This window comes from Streptomyces sp. NPDC002795 (assembly GCF_042888725.1).
In the GTDB taxonomy this organism is placed as follows: Bacteria; Actinomycetota; Actinomycetes; order Streptomycetales; family Streptomycetaceae; genus Streptomyces.
Genome location: NZ_JBIAQB010000002.1, coordinates 382,952 through 399,291 on the forward strand (window position 1 = coordinate 382,952; position 16,340 = coordinate 399,291).

Genomic DNA, 16,340 nt, shown 5'->3' on the forward strand with positions numbered 1-16,340 from the left:
GTTCCTTACTTGTTGAGGGAGTCGAGAGAAGGGCCGAGGATCCAGCTGGCGATCTCTCGGATCGCGCCTTCGCCTCCGGGGACGGTGGTGACGGCGCGTGCGGCGCCGCGCACGACGTCATGGGCACTGGCGACCGCCACGGGCCAGCCCGCGAGGGCGAAGCACGGGAGGTCGTTGACGTCGTTGCCGACGTAGAGCACGCGCTCGGGCGCGATGCCCTGCTCCTCGCACCACTGCTTCAGTGCGAGGTCCTTGCGGTCGATGCCGTGCAGGACCGGGATCTTGAGTTTCCGGGCCCGTGCGGCGACGACCGGGTTCACTTCCGTGGACAGGATCAGCAGTTCGAGGCCGCTCTTGCGGAGGGCCGCGATGCCGAGACCGTCACCGCGGTGCACGGTGACGAACTCCTGTCCTTCGGAGTCGATCAGCACCTTGTCGTCGGTCTGGGTGCCGTCGAAGTCGAGGACGACCGCGTCGATGTCCTCCCTGGCCGGGAGGGTGGACGGCTGGTCGAAGAGGGGGGCGAGCGCGCGGGCGCGGGCCAGGTCGTGCGGGTCGTCGATCTCCAGGACCCGCGCGGGGTCGGTGCGGACGAGTTCCGTGCGGCCGAAGAAGCGGTGCTCGTGGCGGCGGAACCCGCCGGTCTCCATGGCGTAGACGGCGCCGGTCTCCAGGAGGTCCTGGGGCCGGTCCTGGCGCATCTGGCGCTGCGACTTGTCGTGGTTGACGCCGTAGCCGCCGCCGGTGGTGGTCTTCCGGTCGGCGAGGACGGCGACGCCGCCTTCGGCTGCCGTCTGCTGTACGGGTGCCGGGCGCGCCTCGTCCGCGATGTCGCCGGCGTCCCGCCATACGAACCCGTGGAAGGGCGCCACCGTCAGCGCGCTGTCGGCGCCGCCGTCGAGGATCGCGCCGACCACCGCGTCGATGTCCTCCCGTACGAGGAAGGGGCTGGTGCACTGGACGAGCAGCACCACGTCGACGGCCGCGCCGTGCAGCGCCTCGTGCGCGTCCATGGCGTGCAGCACGGCCGCCTCGGAGCTGGACTTGTCGCCCGCGATGGCGGTGGGCCGGGTCACGACCTCGGCGCCCGCGTCCCGCGCGGCGGCGGCGATCGCGGCGTCGTCGGTGGAGACCACGACGTCGGTGACCTGCCGGGTGGCGAGGCACTCGCGCACGGCGCGGGCCACCAGGGGCACGCCGCCGACCGGGGCCAGGTTCTTCGCCGGTACGCCCTTGGAGCCGCCGCGGGCGGGGATCACGGCGAGGACGCGTCGTACGGGCACGGGCTCGGTCATGTGCGCTTCTCCTTCAGGGAGTCGGGGTTACGGGGGCTCACAGCTCCCCCATCCGCCGGATCACGGGGGCGACGCGCTGCACCCCGTGCCGGTAGGCGCCGCGGGCGGCCCGGCGCACGACCTGCCGCACGGGACCCGGGTCCCGGTCGGCGGCGGGCGCTCCGGGCAGCGGGCTGCCGTCGGGTGCGAGGTGGTGGCGGGCGAGGACGCGCGGCAGATAGCCGGGGGCGGTGGTGCGGCTGTAGTAGGGCTTCAGCGGGGCCCGGTCCTCGCGGAGCAGTGCGGCGACCCTGGCCCGCGCCCCGTCGAAGGCGCGCTCGTACGTGCCGTCGGCCGCGACGCCCTGCCGGGCGAGCCACCCGGGGTCGGGCTCGGGCCGCAGACCCGCGTCCAGCTGGTCCCAGGACGCGAGGCAGCCGGACCCGGTGAAGTGGTGGTTGCCGAGTGCCTCGCGCACGCCGAGGTCGGTGAGCAGCGCGGTCGGGATGCGCCGGTGCAGGGATTCGAGGGCGGCGGTGGAGCTGACCGTGACGAGCAGGTCCGTCACGTCGAGGACCTCGCCCATGTTCCCGTACACGAGCCGGAAGTTGGCCGGCGTGCCGCGGCGCTGCGCGAGCTTCTGGTAGGGGATCTCCTCGATGTGCGTGGTGTGCTCGCCGGGCTTGCTGCGCAGCTTGAGCAGCACCTCGCGGTCGGGGTGCGCCTCGGCGTGCCGCACGAGCCGGTCGAGGAGGTAGGCGCGGTCGGCCGCCGTGTCCGGCACGGACGGCTGGGCGGCGAAGGTCACGGTGTACGGCTCGCGTTCGCCGGTGTACGGCTCGCCGCCGAGGAACGGCAGCGCGCACTCGGTCACCGCGGCGGCGTCCGCGCCCACCCCCTCGTACACGGCGCGGAACCGGTCCGCGTCGTAGGCCGAGTTGGCGAGCACCACGTCGGCGCCGTGCCGCAGGAGGAGTCCGTCGGCGAGCTTCTCGTAGACGACGCCGACGTAGCCGGTGACGACGACGGGGCGCCGCGCCGCTCCCCGCCAGGCGTGGGCGAGGCCGTGCAAGGCGGCCTGGACTCCCCCGCCGACGAGGGCGAGCACGACCACGTCGTACGCTTCGGGCTTGATCTCGCGGAGGAATTCGACGGCGGTGACCTCGCGCAGACTGTCGGCGCGGACGCCGATCTCGCGGAGCTGGCGCGGGGTCGGGGTGGCCCGGCCGCGCAGCAGATAGCCGTCGAGTGCGACACCGTCGGGGGCGATGCGGGAGGCGGTGAGCGACCCCCATTTCCACCGGGTGTCGGAGTCCGCGAGCACGGCGACCCTGAGCGAATTTCCGTTCCTTACTGGCACGATGGAAAACTTAGGAAGCAATTCCGAGCCGCGGCCCAACCAGAAAGCAACAAAGGGTTAACAGCAAACCGACGAATGGCGAATCGGCCCGGGAAATGGTCTGCGCCAGGGCCGGTTCACGGTCCCGCCACGCTTCGTTCACCTGACATCAAGCTACCGGTCAAGACGAATGCCGGGCCGCGCCCTAACGTCACCGTCGTGGTCAAGCTCTCCGTCATCGTGCCGTTCTACAACGTGCAGCAATACGCGCCCGACACCCTCAGAAGTCTGCGAGCGAACGCACGCGACGACTTCGAATTCATTCTCGTCGACGACTGCTCCAAGGACGAGACACCGGACATTCTCGCGCGCGCCGAGCGCGAGCTGCCCGGCGCGGTCGTCGTGCGACACGAACGGAACGGAGGACTCGCGACCGCCCGCAACACAGGACTCGACCGGGCCCGCGGCGAATACCTCGCCTTCCTGGACGGCGACGACTGGCTCGCGCCCGGCTACTACGCCCGCCTCCTCGCCGCCATAGAGGGCCTGGGCTGCGACTTCGTGCGCACGGACCACGTCCAGTGCACGGCGCGGGCCCGCTCGGTGCACCGCTTCCCGCACGGCCTGCGCGACGTCGTCATGGACCCGCGCGCGGCGATCCTGCCCGCCGACCGCTCGACGGCCGTCGACTACGCGTACGCGTGGGCCGGCATGTACCACCGGCGGCTCGCCGACGAGGGCCTTCTGCACTTCACCGACGGACTTCGCACGGCGGAGGACAGGCCGTGGATCTGGCGGCTGCACCGCGAGGCGAAATCCTTCGCCGCGGTGAGCACTTTGGGCGTTTTCTATCGACGCGGCGTCTCGTCCTCGCTCACGCAGATCGGCGACGTACGGCAGCTCGATTTCATCCGGGCATTCGACCAGGTCGTACGGGAAACGGCAGAGGACCGGGACGCGGATCAGCTTCTCCCGAAGGCCGTGCGTACGTACTGCGCCATCATTTCCCACCACTTGGGATCCATCGAAAGGTTCGAACCGCCCGTGGCCCGCACATTGAAGTCGCTCAGCGCGTCCGCGCTCAAGCGCATGCCGCAGCGGGTGCTCGACGACGCGCTCGACTCGATGGACACCCAGCGGGCCACGCGGCTGCGCCGGCTGCGCCGCCGACCGGTCGGCGCGGAGGTCACGGCATGACGACCCGCATCCTGCTGGCCTCGACCCTGTACGGCGCCGCGACCCTCGCCGCGGCCCTCGACGCGGACCGGTTCGCCCCGGCGGACCGCACGCTGCTGCTGATCGCCAACAACGCGGCGACGCCCGAGACCACCCCCGCCGTCGACGAGATGCCCGGCTTCGAGCAACTGCGGGGCCGCTTCGACGGCGTCCTGTCGTGGAACGAGGCCATCTCCCCCTTCCACCCCGGCAGTTGGTCGCCGCGCGCCGACGACATCCCGCTGTGGGAGCGCTACTTGCGGCTCACGTGGGGCCTCGGCGACGACAACGTCGAGCTGGCCGTGGAGTCCATCCAGGTCAGCCCGGCGATGGCCGTCGCGCAGATCTTCGCGGGCACCCCCGTCGACGTGTACGCGGACGGCCTGATGAGCTACGGCCCGACCCGCAACAAGATCGACCCGCTGATCGGCACCCGCGTGCGCCGCCTGCTCCACCTGGACCTGGTGCCGGGCCTGAAGCCGCTGCTGCTCACGGAGTTCGGCGTCGAGCCCGAGGTCGTACCGACCGAGGTCTTCCTCAAGGTCCTCGCCGACCTGTGCGACGCGACGGGCGACCTGCCCCGCCTCCCCGGCGAACCGGCCCTCCTCCTGGGCCAGTACCTCTCCGCCCTCGGCATTCTCAGCGCCGAGGAGGAGGAGGACCTGCACGTACGGATGATGCGCGGCGCCGCCCAACTCGGGCACAAGCACGTCGTGTTCAAGCCGCACCCCACCGCCCCGGCCCGCTGGTCGCGGATCCTGGAGAAGGAGGCGGAACGTCTCGGCGTCGAGCTGACAGTCCTGGAGACACCCGTCCTCGCCGAGGTCCTCTACCAGCGGATGCGCCCGGTCCTCGTCGTCGGCTGCTTCTCCACGGCGCTGCTCACCGCGAGCGCCCTGTACGGCATCCCGGTGGCGCGCATCGGCACGTCGACGCTCCTGGACCGCCTCACGCCGTACCAGAACAGCAACCGGGTGCCGGTCACCATCGTCGACGCGCTGCTGCCCGACCTGGCCGACCGTACGGCGGTGGAGGCGCAGGAACAGCCGCTGCCGGTGGGCGAGTTGGACGAGCTGCTGCGCGCGGTCGGCTACGCCATGCAGGCCAAGATCTACCCGGACCTGCGCCGCCCCGCCGAGCGCTACCTCGCCACGCGCCTCAACGACCGCACCTGGCGCTACTTCAAGCGGCGCCGCCTGACGTCGCTCGCCCTGCCCGGCGCGCTCCCGTCCCAGTTCGCCTTCATCCCGCGCAACGCGACGGTGCGCAGGGTCGCGAAGCGGGCCCGCTCCCTGAAGCGGGCGGCCCTCGGATGACGGCTCCCGGCACGACGCTGCCGCCGCTCCCCGCACCCCAGACGGAGCCGCAGCCGAAGAAGGCGGTTCCCGCCCGCCCCTCGTCCCGCCTGTACGCCCTGGACGGGCTGCGGCTGATAGCCGCGCTGATGGTGGCGGCGTACCACTACGGAGGCAGGGACGGCGAGATCTCCGACGCCTGGGGGTCGTCCCCGCAGGCCCAGTTCCCCTCCCTCCACGGCTGGTTCGCGTACGGCTGCCTGGGCGTGCAGATCTTCTTCGTGATCAGCGGCTTCGTGATCTGCATGAGCGGCTGGGGCAGACCCCTGCGCTCCTTCTTCGCCTCGCGCGCCGCCCGCCTGCTGCCCTCGTACTGGGTGGCGATCGTCCTGGTCACGGCGGTCTTCGCGCTGCCGGTCGTGGCGTACAAGGCGGTGTCGCCGAGCGACGCGCTGGTGAACCTGACCATGCTGCAACAGCCCCTGGGCGTGGACCGGGTGCTGGGCGTCTGCTGGACGCTCTGGGCGGAGCTGCGCTTCTACGCCCTGTTCGCGCTCTGCGTCGTGCTGCCGGGCGCGACCCGGCACCGGGTGGTGCTGTTCTGCGCGGTGTGGACGCTGGCGGCGGTCTTCGCGGAGGGCTCCGGCGAGCCGCTCGCGACGCTCGTCCTGATGCCGGAGTACGCGCCGTTCTTCATCGGCGGCATCGGCCTGTACCTGGTCCACCGCAACCGCCATGACGTCACGGCGTGGGGCATCGTCGCGGTGAGCTGGCTGGTCGGTCAGCACTTCGCGGTCGACCGGACGTGGCACGCGCCGAACCCGGACTTCTTCTCGTACCGCTCGTCGTTCGGGATCGTCGTGGTGATCACGCTCGGTTTCGCGGCGGTGGCGGCGATCGCCCTCGGCTGGACGCACTGGGCGAACTGGCGCTGGCTGACGGTCGCCGGCGCGCTCACGTACCCGTTCTACCTGGTCCACGAGCACCTGGGCTGGGTGGCCATCGCGGCCCTGCATCGTCACGTGGGACTGCCGTCCTGGGCCACCTTCGGAGCGACGATCGCCGCGATGCTGGCCCTGGCCTGGCTGCTGAACCGCTACGTCGAGAAATGGGCGACGCCACTGCTCCGCAGGTCGCTGAACCAGCGTCCTACACGCTGGCCAGCGAAAGCTTGACCGCGAAGCCGAGGAACAGGACTCCGGCCGCCGAGGTCGCGCCCGCGGAGAGGCGCCTGCGGCGGCGGAAGGCGGCGGACAGCTTCATGCCGCTGAAGATCAGGGCCGACAGGTACAGCACGCTGGCCGCCTGCGCGAAGGCGCCGAGCACCACGAACGACAGGGCGGGATACGCGTACGACGGATCGACGAACTGCACAAAGAAGGCGATGAAGAACAGGATCGCCTTGGGGTTCAGCAGGCTGATCACGAAGGCGCGGCGGAAGGGCCGCTCCTGCGCGGGCGCCTCGTCGGCGCCGGTCTCGGCCGCGAGGCGCTCCTTGCGGGTGCGCCACATGCTCCACGCGGCGCGCATCATGCCGATGGCGAGCCAGGTCAGGTACCCGGCGCCGACGTACTTCACGATCCCGAAGATCAGGGAGTTGGCCTGCAACAGGGAGGCGACCCCGGCGGCCGAGAGCGTCATCAGCACGGTGTCCCCGCACCACACACCCGCGGCCGCCTTGTAACCGGTGCGTATGCCGCGGCGGGCGCCGACGGAGAGCACATACAGCGAGTTCGGCCCCGGCAGCAGAATGATGAGGGCGAGGCCCGCGAGATAGGTCGGAAGATCGATGACACCCAGCATGCGGGGAGTGTCCCACGGTCCTCCGGCAGGCCGTCCGCGGGGCCCGGATACCGGACACTCGGCGTCGAGCGTCCCCCGGCCACGGGGCTCCGCCCCGGACCCCGCGCCTCAATCGCCGGCGGGGCTTGAGGCGCGGGGTCCGGGGCGGAGCCCCGTGAGCCCGGCGCCGGCGCGGCAGGCGGGACCGTCAGAACACGTCCGACGGCACGTACGCCCCCCACACCCCACGAAGCGCGTCACACACCTCACCCACCGTCGCGCGGGCGCGCAACGCGTCCTTCATCGGGTAGAGGACATTGTCCTCCCCCTCCGCCGCCTTCTTCAGCTCCGCGAGCGCCGCGTCCACCGCCCCCTGATCCCGCTCGGCCCGCAGCTTCGCGAGCCGCTCCACCTGCTGCGCCTCGATGGCCGGGTCGACGCGGTGCGGCTCGTAGGGCTCCTCCCCGTCGAGCCGGTAGCGGTTGACGCCGACCACGACGCGCTCACCGGAGTCGGTCTCCTGCGCGATGCTGTAGGCGGAACGCTCGATCTCGCTCTTCTGGAAGCCGCGCTCGATCGCGTTGACCGCGCCGCCCATCTCCTCGACCTTGTCCATGAGTTCGAGGGCCGCGGCCTCCACGTCGTCGGTCATCTTCTCGACGACGTACGAGCCCGCGAACGGGTCCACCGTCGCCGTCACGTCCGTCTCGTACGCGAGGACCTGCTGCGTACGCAGAGCGAGCCGCGCGGACTTGTCGGTGGGGAGCGCGATCGCCTCGTCGAAGGAGTTCGTGTGCAGCGACTGCGTGCCGCCGAGGACCGCGCCGAGGCCCTGGACCGCGACGCGCACGAGGTTCACCTCGGGCTGCTGGGCGGTGAGCTGCACACCGGCCGTCTGCGTGTGGAAGCGGAGCATCAGCGACTTGGGGTTCTTCGCGCCGAACTCCTCCTTCATCACCTTCGCCCAAATCCTGCGCGCCGCGCGGAACTTGGCGACCTCCTCCAGGATCGTCGTACGGGCGACGAAGAAGAACGACAGGCGCGGCGCGAAGTCGTCGACGTCCATGCCGGCCGCGACGGCCGTGCGGACGTACTCGATGCCGTCGGCGAGCGTGAAGGCGATCTCCTGCGCGGGAGAGGCGCCCGCCTCGGCCATGTGGTAGCCGGAGATCGAGATGGTGTTCCACTTCGGGATCTCGGCCTTGCAGTACTTGAAGATGTCCGCGATCAGCCGCAGCGAGGGCTTGGGCGGGAAGATGTACGTGCCGCGGGCGATGTACTCCTTGAGCACGTCGTTCTGGATGGTGCCGGTCAGCTTGTCGGCCGCCACCCCCTGCTCCTCGCCCACGAGTTGGTACATCAGAAGCAGCAGCGCGGCCGGGGCGTTGATCGTCATCGACGTGGAGACCTTCTCCAGCGGGATGCCGCCGAGCAGGACGCGCATGTCGTCGATGGAGTCGATCGCGACACCCACCTTGCCGACCTCGCCGGACGCGATCGGGGCGTCGCTGTCGTGGCCCATCTGGGTCGGCAGGTCGAAGGCGACGGACAGGCCCATCGTGCCGTTCTCGATGAGCTGCTTGTAGCGGGCGTTGGACTCGGTGGCCGTGCCGAACCCGGCGTACTGCCGCATCGTCCACGGGCGGCCCGTGTACATCGTCGGGTACACGCCCCGCGTGAAGGGATACGCGCCCGGTTCACCGAGCTTCCGGTCCGGATCCCAGCCCTCCAGGGCCGACGGGCCGTAGACCGGCTCGATGGGCAGTCCGGACTCGGATTCGCGCGCCATGGTTGTGCCTCCAGCGATGACTTGCCGATGCTTGCCGATGAGTTGCTGATGAGCTGCTGCTGCGTTGCTGATTACTTGCCAGTAGTGAACGTCCCTCGCGACGGACTGTAGCGGCGGGCGTGCGGCCAGTGGAGAGCCGCGCGCTGGGACCTTGCTCACAGACTTTCCCGCGTTTGCCCCTCGTCATCACGTGGGCCGCGAGCCGAGTTCGAAGCCGTTCGGACGCGGGCAGCATCTGTCGTGACACGAGAGAGCGGCGCGGCAGGCGGGGGGACGTCATGCGGATGCGGGTGCGGACAGCTGTCCTACGTTCATCGATCGCGGTCACCGGGGTGCTGACCCTGGTCGGCGGCTGCACGGCCCAGGCGGTGGAGAAGGGCGCCCCCGCACAGAAGCCGACATCGTCCCCGTCCCCGTCCCAGCCCGACGACGGCAAGCCCTCCGCCTCCGCCTCCGCCACGCCGAAACCCCCGCCCAAGGTCCTCCTCGCCCCCGGCGACAGCTCCAAGGACGTACGGGAACTCCAGGCGCGGCTGCGCCAGGTGGCCTGGCTCTACAACGGACCCACGGGCACGTACGACGACGTGACCGCCGACGCGGTCAAGGGGTTCCAGGGCAAGCGCGGCCTTCCGCGCACGGGCGAGACGGACACCGTGACCTGGCGGCGCCTGCTGAACATGACGCACGAGCCGGGCAAGTGGGAGCTGTACCAGTTCGGCGGGCAGCCTCCGGCGAAGCCGGACCCGCGCTGTATGACGGGCCGGGTGCTGTGCATCAGCAAGACCAGCCGCACGCTGGCGTGGATGGTGGACGGCAGGCGCGTGCTGACGACGGACGTGCGGTTCGGGTCCCAGTACACGCCGACCCGCGAGGGCGTCTTCCACGTCGACTTCAAGTCCCGGCACCACGTCTCGACGCTCTACGACACCCCCATGCCGTACGCGATGTTCTTCAGCGGCGGCCAGGCGGTGCACTACTCGACGGACTTCGCGGCGCGCGGGTACGCGGGGGCCTCGCACGGCTGCGTGAACGTCAAGGACGAGCGGACGATCGCGAGGCTGTTCGCGCAGGTCAAGAACGGCGACAAGGTCGTCGTCTACTGGTGAGGTGTTGAGAGGCGCGGGTGGGACCGGGGGAACGTGTCCCACCCGCGCCAGTGGCACTGAGCCTCAGGTACGGGGGGAACCCGGGCTCGTGCTCGGCCGATGACCAGTCGGCTCACTCATTACTGCGCCGTACCGGCCAGAAACGTCACACCGGGAGCGCAACCTTTTTGACCCGTTACGTTTCCGCAGGTCACGGAGTCGGGCTCGCGCTGGAGGACGCGCTGGGGCTGGAGGTCGCACTGGCGCTAGGACTCGGGCTCGGGCTCGCGGCAGCGCCCGGGTCGCCGTCCTCGTCCTCGTTGCCGCGATCGCTGTCGCTGTCGCCGCCACCCTTGCCGTCCGAGCCGTTGCGGTCGTCCGAGTCGCTCTTGCCGTCCGTGTGCTGCGAGGCGGTCCTGTCGGCCGACGCGTCGGGGGCTCCTCCACGGGCCAGGACGCGGCCGCAGAAGCGGTCGAGGCTCCGCGTGTCCTGTCCGAGGGCCTTCGCGGACGCCTCCAGGCGCTGCACGTCCGCGGCGCCCGAGTCCCCGCCCCGGTACTTGCGACAGGTCTCGACGAGCCTGCGCGCCTGGGCGTTCGCCCCACCGGTGGCGGTCACGTGCGGCGGCTTGGGGCCCTGCTTCTTGGACGTGTGACCGTCGCGCGGGTCGCCCGCGCCCTGGTCGCGGGACGGGGAGCCGGAGGCGGTCCCGGTGTCGGAGGACGCGCCGGACGGCTTCGTCGGACTCGGCACCGCGTGGCCGTCCTCCGTGACCCCCGCGGAGGCCGAGGCGAGGGGCCGCTCGGGTGTCGCGGCGGCGGACACGGACGTGGCCGGCGCCGGATCGTCCGACCCGCGGAACGGCGAGGGCAGCACTCCGGTCCCCGCGGCGACCGCGACCCCGCCGACCATGCACGCGGCGAGCGCGGCGACGGCCCCGAGCCGCGCGGGACGCCCCCAGCGCAGCCGCTGCACGGACGCCTTCGCCCCCTTCACATCACCGACGACACCACCGACCACGGAACCACTGACAGAACGGCCCTCAGAACGATTCACAGCACCGTTCACAGCCGCGACGGCGCGCGTCTCGCGGAAGGCCTTCAACGCGGCTTCCTCGCCCGGAAGTTCACCTTCGGGCCCGGCCGGCACCTCGGCCAGCGCGTGCAGCGCGGCGGTCAGCCGGTCGGCCCGCCGGGCGTCGTCTCCGGATACGGCCGGGGCCTCTCCGCGCAGCAGGCGGTCCGCCGCGTCGCGGTTAAGCCACTTGTCGTGCTCGTCGGCCATCACATGTCCTTCTGCGTCCGCGAACGCGAATGCGTCACACCTGCGGACGTCGCCGTACGGGTGCGGTCGCGCCGTGGAGTCGGTACCGCTTCGAGGGAGTCGGCGGCGTTCCCGGCCTCCGTGGGCCCGTCGGCGCCGAGCAGTTCGGCGAGTCGCTTCAGGCCGCGGTGTGCGGCGGTGCGGACGGCGCCGGGGCGTTTGCCGAGGGTCTGCGCGGCGCTCTTCGCGTCGAGTCCGACGACGACGCGCAGCACGACGGCCTCGGCCTGGTCCTGCGGGAGCTTGGATATGAGCGCCATGGTGTCGCCGGTGGCGAGGGCTTCCATGGCCTCGTCGGCGGTGTCGGAGTCGGCGGCCTTGCCGGTGAGCTCGGTCTCGTCGCCGCCGGTCGCCGGGCGTCGGCCCCGCATGCGTATGTGGTCGAGCGCGCGGTTGCGGGCGATCCGGGCGGCCCAGCCGCGGAACCGGTCGGCGTCGCCCTCGAACCGGTCGAGGTCGCGGGATATCTGGAGCCAGGCCTCCGACGCGACGTCCTCGGCGTCCGGGTCGCCGACGAGCGTGCGTATGTATCCGAGCAGCCGTGGGTGCACGGTGCGGTACACGGTCCGGAAGGCGGTCTCGCTCCCGTCCCGCGCCTCAAGCACCGCGGCGGTCAGCTCCGCGTCGTCCCCCAGCACTCCCTGCCCCTGCCCTGCTCTGGCCGTGAAGCCGTGTGCGCCGTTTCCGAACGGGTGCGCGCGCCCGGCGCGAACCAGAACGCTACGGCCTGAAACGTCCTCACGTCCATGTTCGTACAACAAGCAACCAACGGTGTCTCAGGGTGGTGTGACAGAAAACGCACGGGCGGCGCTGAGAGAAGTACGGGCCGCTCGCGACCCGTAACGCGCGGCGGCCGGGGTCTCTCCTGTGGGGGGTGGCGACCTCGGCCGTCCCGCTTTTCCGGCCCGGTTCGCCGCGTTCGACCGGCGACGCGGAATGCGCGGTCATCCCGCCTCGCCGCCTCCGAACTGCCCGGCGAGCCGCTTCAGGCCCCGGTACGCCGCCGTGCGTACGGCACCGGGGCGCTTGCCGAGCACCCGCCCGGCGGCGGGTGCGTCGAGTCCGACGACGACCCGCAGCAGCACCGCCTCCCGCTGATCGCGCGGCAGCACATCGAGCAGTGCGAGCGCGCGCTCGGTGGAGAGCGTCTCCAGGGCCTGCTCTGCCGTGTCGTGCCCACCGGGCAGGTCGAGCACGTCCTGTTCGAGCACCGACTGCCTCGGCCGCACCTTCTGACGCCGCATCAGGTCGAGCGCGCGGTGCCGGGCTATCGTCGCGGTCCACCCGCGGAACCCGGCCCCGTCGCCGCGGAACCGCCCCAGGTCCCGGGCGATCTCCAGCCACGCGTCGGCGGCGACGTCCTCCGCCTCCTCGCCGACGATCCCGCGCAGATAGCCGAGCAGCCCCGGTTGTACGAGCCGGTAGGCGACGGCGAAGGCGGCCTCGTCACCGGCCTGTGCCCGCGTGACGGCTGCGCCCAGCTCCCCGTCGTACGGCCGAGTACGACGGGGTTCCCCTCCCTGGCCCAACCGCTTTCCTCTTCGCACGGCATCGATGACGCGGACACGACTGTGGCCTCGCTCATGCTGATCTGCGCCCGCCTCCACAGAAACGTCACAGACACCTCATCGGCTCGGGAGCACGGGGCCTCAGGCCGAGAACATCGACCCGTCGTCGGCGAACTCGACGATCTCCGCCGCCGCGGGCCGCCGGACCGTCACCGGCTTCCCGTATTCGGAGAAACCCAGGTCGACCGCCATGTCCTTGTCGTCCCCCTTGAGGGCCCGCAGATACGGCTTCCCTTCGGCGTCCACGTACGCGACGCCCTGGTCGCCGTCGGCCGCGGAAGGCGCGAGCGGAATCACCCGCCGCCCCTCACGCCGCACCGGCGCGAGCTGCCGCGTCCCCTTCCAGTCGTCCTCGCCGGACCCGATCAGACGCGTGATGCTGCACCCCTTGGCCAGGCCATCGGCCCCCTTCGACGGCGCCTTCACGTACTTCCCCCGCATCTGCTCGATCCGGGCCCGTATCCGGGCGGAGACGGTGCTGCCCCGGCTGTCCGCCATGCGCTGGAGTTCGGCGAGCGCGACGGAGCTGAACCTCATGTACGCCTCGGGTTCCTTGCCCGCGACGACGACGAGGGTGCCCCGGTTGCCGAGTCCGCCGTCGAAGCTGCCCGCGCAGCTCCCCGCGCGGTCGATCCGCACGTCCATGCGCACACGCCGCTGCCCTTGGCGGATGTCGGCGGCCATCCGCACGGACCTGGTCTCGTGCATCAGGTCGGTCGCGGTCGCGAGCAGCCGCTCCGCACGCGTCATCCGCACGACCTCCGGCGCCTCGATCCCCTGGAAGTCGCCCGCGAGCCACTGCGCCCGGGGGGCCTCCCGCGGCACCGGCCCGTCCCACGAAACGGCATCGTGCACGGCCCCCACCCCGAGCAGCCCGGCGGCGACGACCGCTGTCAGCACGCGCCGTACGGTCACGCGCCGCATGTCCGGCGTCGGCTTCTCGTCCTCGGTCACGGTTCGCACCCCTAGCTCCGCTGATGGGCGGCCGCGACTCCGGCACACCCCGCACAGCTCCAGCGGACCGATCCACCCGACCGTCACAGGTTTCGCACATGCCGCTTCTCACACGACGAACTCGGGTGCCCCGTACAACCTTTGCCGGGACTCATCGGTCGGGGCGGGCCGACCGATGAGTCCGATACGGGTCGTCACTCCCGGCAGCTCCCGCACAGCAGCTCGTCCCCGACCGGCAGGAACAACCGCGCCTGCACATGCTGCCCCTCGCACTCCCGCATCCGCCCGACCCGCGGCACGACAGGCTCCGCCCGCTGTACGGGGATGTGGGCCCCCGCGAGGGCAGGCGCGGGCTCGATCTTGTCGAGCACGTACCGCAGCAGTCCGCCCGGCTTGTCGATCCAGCCGAGCCGTCCGGGCAGATTCCAGCGGATGTGCTGCCACACGCTCGCGGCGGTGTGCCCGCACGCGAACCAGGCCCGCACTCTGGCCGCGAGCTCGGCGACCATGCCGCGCGGAATGCGGAGCCGGGAGTCCAACTCGGCGATTCCGGCGATGAATCGGTCGGCGGCGTCCGGCTCGGGGGCGTCGCCGCCCGCAGGAGGGTTGGACGTCTTTACCCCAAGGTCTTTATCTCTTGGATGACGGCCGACGGCCCGGTGGGTCGGCCGACCGGCGGCCGGAATGTCGCCCGCCGGTGAACCGTCCCGGACGGCGACGGCCTCGGCGTCCGTGAGCGGCACGCCGGAGACCAGCTGCACGGTCTGCCACCGCCCCCGCTCCCCCTGCACACGCCACTCGTGCACGAAGCCCTCGGTCTTCAACTGCCGCTTGGCGCGCAGGAAGGCGCACTTTCCGAGTCCCGCCCTGTCGGCGGTCCTGGAGAGGGAGTCGCGGGCGTCGGCGGGGAGGGAGAGCTGCCAGACGAGCAGCCGCAGGGCGTCGGAGCCGAGCCCGGGATGTCGGATGAGGGAGTTCGGAACCTGGCTGAAGGAGCCGGTGGGGGAGATAACATGACGGAGCATTCCGGTGGACTCACTTCCACTGCGGGTGAAGGCCCTCGCTGCTGGTTCCAGCCAGCACGGGGGCCGCTTAACTTTCGGGAACCGTACCGCAACTTCCGTAGCCAAACGGCAACTTACGGTAATCACCATCGTCCGCCGTACCGCTGGCGCCGCTCGGCGACCCAGGCCCGCACCCAGGCCTCTTCACTTTCGCTCGCCGGGCGCAGCACGCCCGCCCCCACGGTGGCGACGAAGTACACGAACCGCACCCGCCTCAACTCCCCTTCCACGCCCAGCACTTTGCCTGGCCCGTACACATCGGTCTCGGCGTGGGCGACGTAGGCCCCTTCGCCGTACAGCACACCGTCCATGGCTCCACTCCTCGCTACGTTCCGCCTGGAAACAGTCACAGAGTGGAGTCACCGCAGGTAGGCTCGCCAGAGGTCAGAGCGTGACAAATGCTTTGTCACATACGGGAGTCGCGTATGGCGATCGAGGACAACCCCGGATCCCGCACCAGTTACGGAGACGAACTCAGACGCCGCCGCGAGGCCGCGGGCCTTACGCAGGAAGAGCTGAGCATGCGTGCGGTCATGTCGCGCACGCACATCGCGCACATCGAGGGTGGCCGCCGCCGCCCGTCCCTGGAGGACGCGCGGCGCCTCGACAAGGTGCTGGCCACGGGAGGCGTCTTCGAAAGGTTCCTGCCGACGCAGGGCGAGGGCGCGGTGGCGGAACACTTTGCGGAGGCGCTCCGCTTGGAGGAGCAGGCGACGACGATCAGGGTGTACGGGCCGAAGCTGGTGCCCGGCATCCTCCAGACCAGGACATACGCAAGCGAGGTACTGGCCTCCGGCTTCCCGCCGAAGACCCCGGAGGAACGTGACAAGCTCCTCGTCACACGCCTCAACCGGGCCCGAATTCTCGACGATTTCGAGAGCCCGGTCGTGTGGACGCTCCTCGACGAGGCGGTGCTACGGCGCCCCGTCGGCGGCCCGGCGGTGATGTGCGAACAGCTCTGTCACATCGCCGATTTGGGTGCGAGCCACCGTATTCGGGTCCACGTGATCCCCTTCTCGGTGGGCTACCACGCCCTGATGGAGGGCTTCGTCTCGCTGATGTGGTTCGGCGACCTGCCACCAATCGCGTACGTGGAGGGCCTGAAGACGGGCCGAGTACTCGAAGTCCCGTCCGTAGTAAGGCAATGCCAGCTGGCCTACGATCACGCGATGGGCGACGCCCTGTCTCACCGGGAGTCCCTGGTCCTGATCCGATCCATCGCAGAGGATTACGAGCATGCGCTACGTGAGTGAGCAGCCCGCGACGGTCCTGGACGCCTCGACCCTGACGATGTGGCGGAAGTCGAGCTACAGCGGAGGCGACAGCGGCGACTGCCTCGAAGTAAGCGACGCCTGGCGCAAGTCCACGTACAGCGGAGGCGACAGCGGGCAATGCCTTGAGGTCAATGAGGCCGCCTGCCCCGCCCACGTCCCCGTCCGCGACAGCAAGAACCCCGCCGGGCCGGCGATCGTGTTCGGGAGCCGGGCCTGGACCGCGTTCGTCGAGACGGCGAAGGCGTCGGGCGCCTGAGCCCCTCCCACCCCCGAGCCCCACCGCCCCACGCCAGTGACGTGCGCCACACACGCACAACCTGTGACGCATTTCAGCAGTCGTTCGCTGGATAGAGCAACTACCCGCGCGTCACGCGGGG

The 16,340-nt window shown here is 70.9% G+C and carries 16 protein-coding genes; 6 read left to right on the forward strand and 10 right to left on the reverse strand.

The genetic code is table 11. The annotated features are described in order from the left end of the window. Positions 1-5: 5 nt before the first annotated feature. Both ACFYWS_RS06285 and ACFYWS_RS06290 read right to left on the reverse strand, forming a co-directional pair. The gene (locus tag ACFYWS_RS06285; RefSeq protein WP_389270139.1) at positions 6-1,295 is read right to left on the reverse strand and encodes a cytidylyltransferase domain-containing protein; all 1,290 of its coding nucleotides are present in this window, start codon (positions 1,293-1,295) and stop codon (positions 6-8) included. Between the two features lie 37 nt (positions 1,296-1,332). After that, complete coding sequence (locus ACFYWS_RS06290; protein ID WP_389270142.1) at positions 1,333-2,634, reverse strand: DUF6716 putative glycosyltransferase; 1,302 nt, start codon at positions 2,632-2,634, stop codon at positions 1,333-1,335. A 198-nt stretch (positions 2,635-2,832) separates the two neighbouring features. Between ACFYWS_RS06290 and ACFYWS_RS06295 the strand changes: the two genes are divergently transcribed. Genes ACFYWS_RS06295 through ACFYWS_RS06305 form a run of 3 tightly spaced genes read left to right on the forward strand, consistent with a single transcriptional unit; the run spans position 2,833 to position 6,298 of the window. After that, positions 2,833-3,810, forward strand: a complete 978-nt coding sequence (locus ACFYWS_RS06295; protein WP_389270145.1) for a glycosyltransferase family 2 protein — start codon at positions 2,833-2,835, stop codon at positions 3,808-3,810. Then, positions 3,807-5,144, forward strand: coding sequence for a polysialyltransferase family glycosyltransferase (locus ACFYWS_RS06300; RefSeq protein WP_389270148.1), 1,338 nt, complete (start codon positions 3,807-3,809; stop codon positions 5,142-5,144). The genes ACFYWS_RS06295 and ACFYWS_RS06300 overlap by 4 nt, the downstream gene beginning before the upstream one ends. Continuing rightward, positions 5,141-6,298 (forward strand): acyltransferase family protein, encoded by a 1,158-nt coding sequence (locus tag ACFYWS_RS06305; protein ID WP_389270151.1) that lies wholly within the window; start codon positions 5,141-5,143, stop codon positions 6,296-6,298. The genes ACFYWS_RS06300 and ACFYWS_RS06305 overlap by 4 nt, the downstream gene beginning before the upstream one ends. Here the strand turns inward: ACFYWS_RS06305 and leuE are convergent. Then, positions 6,273-6,926 carry a leucine efflux protein LeuE gene (gene leuE, locus ACFYWS_RS06310; protein WP_389270154.1) on the reverse strand — a complete coding sequence of 218 codons (654 nt, stop codon included), beginning with the start codon at positions 6,924-6,926 and terminating at the stop codon, positions 6,273-6,275. The two genes, ACFYWS_RS06305 and leuE, sit on opposite strands and share 26 nt — an antisense overlap. 187 nt (positions 6,927-7,113) lie before the next feature. Next, positions 7,114-8,694 carry a methylmalonyl-CoA mutase gene (locus tag ACFYWS_RS06315; RefSeq protein WP_389270157.1) on the reverse strand — a complete coding sequence of 527 codons (1,581 nt, stop codon included), beginning with the start codon at positions 8,692-8,694 and terminating at the stop codon, positions 7,114-7,116. Between the two features lie 284 nt (positions 8,695-8,978). Here ACFYWS_RS06315 and ACFYWS_RS06320 point away from each other — a divergent pair, with 284 nt between their 5' ends. Next, the gene (locus tag ACFYWS_RS06320; RefSeq protein WP_389271728.1) at positions 8,979-9,800 is read left to right on the forward strand and encodes a L,D-transpeptidase family protein; all 822 of its coding nucleotides are present in this window, start codon (positions 8,979-8,981) and stop codon (positions 9,798-9,800) included. A gap of 190 nt (positions 9,801-9,990) precedes the next feature. Here ACFYWS_RS06320 and ACFYWS_RS06325 read toward each other — a convergent pair whose 3' ends face one another. From ACFYWS_RS06325 to ACFYWS_RS06350, 6 genes are all read right to left on the reverse strand, one after another. Then, the gene (locus tag ACFYWS_RS06325) at positions 9,991-11,064 is read right to left on the reverse strand and encodes a hypothetical protein (RefSeq protein WP_389270160.1); all 1,074 of its coding nucleotides are present in this window, start codon (positions 11,062-11,064) and stop codon (positions 9,991-9,993) included. Further along, complete coding sequence (locus ACFYWS_RS06330) at positions 11,064-11,741, reverse strand: RNA polymerase sigma factor (protein ID WP_389270163.1); 678 nt, start codon at positions 11,739-11,741, stop codon at positions 11,064-11,066. The genes ACFYWS_RS06325 and ACFYWS_RS06330 overlap by 1 nt, the downstream gene beginning before the upstream one ends. 306 nt (positions 11,742-12,047) lie before the next feature. Beyond that, a complete protein-coding gene (locus ACFYWS_RS06335) occupies positions 12,048-12,632 on the reverse strand; it encodes an RNA polymerase sigma factor (RefSeq protein WP_389270166.1) in 585 nt (194 codons plus the stop codon). Positions 12,633-12,752: 120 nt separating this feature from the next. Then, complete coding sequence (locus ACFYWS_RS06340; RefSeq protein ID WP_389270169.1) at positions 12,753-13,625, reverse strand: hypothetical protein; 873 nt, start codon at positions 13,623-13,625, stop codon at positions 12,753-12,755. 194 nt (positions 13,626-13,819) lie between these two features. Then, positions 13,820-14,650 (reverse strand): hypothetical protein, encoded by an 831-nt coding sequence (locus tag ACFYWS_RS06345; RefSeq protein ID WP_389270172.1) that lies wholly within the window; start codon positions 14,648-14,650, stop codon positions 13,820-13,822. 122 nt (positions 14,651-14,772) lie between these two features. After that, on the reverse strand, positions 14,773-15,000 hold the full coding sequence (locus tag ACFYWS_RS06350; RefSeq protein WP_389270175.1) for a hypothetical protein: 228 nt from the start codon (positions 14,998-15,000) through the stop codon (positions 14,773-14,775). Positions 15,001-15,114: 114 nt separating this feature from the next. Here ACFYWS_RS06350 and ACFYWS_RS06355 point away from each other — a divergent pair, with 114 nt between their 5' ends. Continuing rightward, complete coding sequence (locus ACFYWS_RS06355; RefSeq protein ID WP_389270178.1) at positions 15,115-15,942, forward strand: Scr1 family TA system antitoxin-like transcriptional regulator; 828 nt, start codon at positions 15,115-15,117, stop codon at positions 15,940-15,942. After that, complete coding sequence (locus ACFYWS_RS06360) at positions 15,926-16,219, forward strand: DUF397 domain-containing protein (RefSeq protein WP_389270181.1); 294 nt, start codon at positions 15,926-15,928, stop codon at positions 16,217-16,219. Before ACFYWS_RS06355 ends, ACFYWS_RS06360 begins: the two co-directional genes overlap by 17 nt. Positions 16,220-16,340: the final 121 nt, after the last annotated feature.